The sequence below is a fragment of the Oleiphilus sp. HI0125 genome, assembly GCF_001635355.1.
The window spans coordinates 1-1659 of sequence record NZ_LWGF01001501.1; the positions used below are offsets into that span (position 1 = coordinate 1).

Here is a 1659-nt window from a genome sequence, read left to right on the forward strand (position 1 = left end):
ACAACTCGCGTTCTTGAGGCTCTGGAATGACTGAAATCTGTTGTGCATATCGACCCAAGAAGTCAACTGAATCGCGCGCTGTACGACCGCCAAACACAGAACCACTGATCGCACGACAGGTAACATTGTCACCTTCGCCGTTGACCAAATCGCTTACACAAGCACCTAGTTGAGTACGAACCAAACGAGGCTGAGCAATACCTTCGCCAGCTAGCGAAATAACTCTTTCAACTGAAAGCTCGCCCGTTGCGAACAACTCAGAGATCGCAATCACGTCTTGATATGAGATAGTCCAAACAGTCTTCTCAGCACTAACAGGGTCAAGATAATGAATATGCGTGCCAGCATTACCTGCTGGGTGAACGCCCGAGAACGTCTCAACAGCAATTTGGCTTGATGAAGGAACGCTAGGCTCTTTGCCCGCCTCACAACACACAAACACACGACCATCAGTTAACTTAGAAAGGACTGTCAAACCGCTTGAAAATGCTTCGGCTTTCTCGGAGATAACAACTGAAGGGTCTGCTGCAAGAGGATTTGTATCCATTGCAGTTACAAAAATCGAATTTGGAACGCTACCTAACTCAGGCACCTTACTAAAAGGGCGTGTACGTAGAGCTGTCCACATACCTGAAGCAACTAAATTGTCGCGTACCTGATCGCGCGTCAACGACTCAAACGCCGCAGTATCATACTTATCGAATGACTCTGCATCATTTCCCTCTACCTCAATAACGATAGATTGAAAGACTCGTCGTTCACCGCGATTAATTTCTACAACCTTACCGCTGGCTGGCGCAGTGTAACGAACACCGCTGGTCTTTTTATCCTCAAAAAGTAACTGACCTTTCTTAACGACATCGCCAACCTGCACAGCCATTGTTGGTTTCATTCCGACATAGTCGAACCCAACAAGAGCTACACGACTGACCGATTTTGCGTCAGTTATCTTTTGTTCTGGAGCGCCAGTTATTGGAAGATCGAGGCCTTTTTTAATCTTGACCATTAATCCCGCCTAAACATAAACAAAAAATGAATTTTCCATCTAAATCTTTGAATAACAGAGACTTACAGCGAAATAAGATCCCTAACCACAAATGACCAGGCACAATTACGCATAGATGAACCAGAAAATCGCGCCAATTATAAAGACGCGCCCACTATTTTGCTACCACATAAGTAAAATAAAGCTTAGCTATAGTTCGTAAGTTCCTGACTATAATCACCAATTGTCAGTTAACCCCTTTAAATTAGGCATAAAAAAACCGCTCATTGAGCGGTTTTTTTATATCTTGAGCGGCTATTTATGGATGTATAGGGAATGTAGGATACTCCACACCAGACATTTGATTCGCAATTCGAATCACCTGAGCACTGTAACCGAACTCGTTATCGTACCAAACGTACAAATTAATGCGCGAACCACTGACAATAGTCGCTTGCGCATCAACAATACCCGCGCGACGATTACCAACAAAGTCACTTGAAACTGCTTCGTTCGAGTTCGTGAAATCAATTTGCTTTGAAAACTCTGAATGCAAGCTTGTGTGACGCAAGAAGTCATTTACTTCTTCAATAGTCACTTCGCGCGAAACATTCAAACTAAGAATAGCCATAGAAACATTAGGCGTAGGAACCCGGATAGCATTACCAGTCAAC

Annotated in this window: 1 protein-coding gene and 1 pseudogene; both read right to left on the minus strand. The window is 43.9% G+C overall.

From position 1 onward, the window contains the following. The coding region (locus A3762_RS25245; RefSeq protein ID WP_068758179.1) for a Na(+)-translocating NADH-quinone reductase subunit A at positions 1 to 1006 on the minus strand (1006 nt) is incomplete at its 3' end. A gap of 298 nt (positions 1007 to 1304) precedes the next feature. Further along, positions 1305 to 1659, minus strand: a pseudogene (locus A3762_RS25250) (glyceraldehyde-3-phosphate dehydrogenase); the annotation flags it as partial.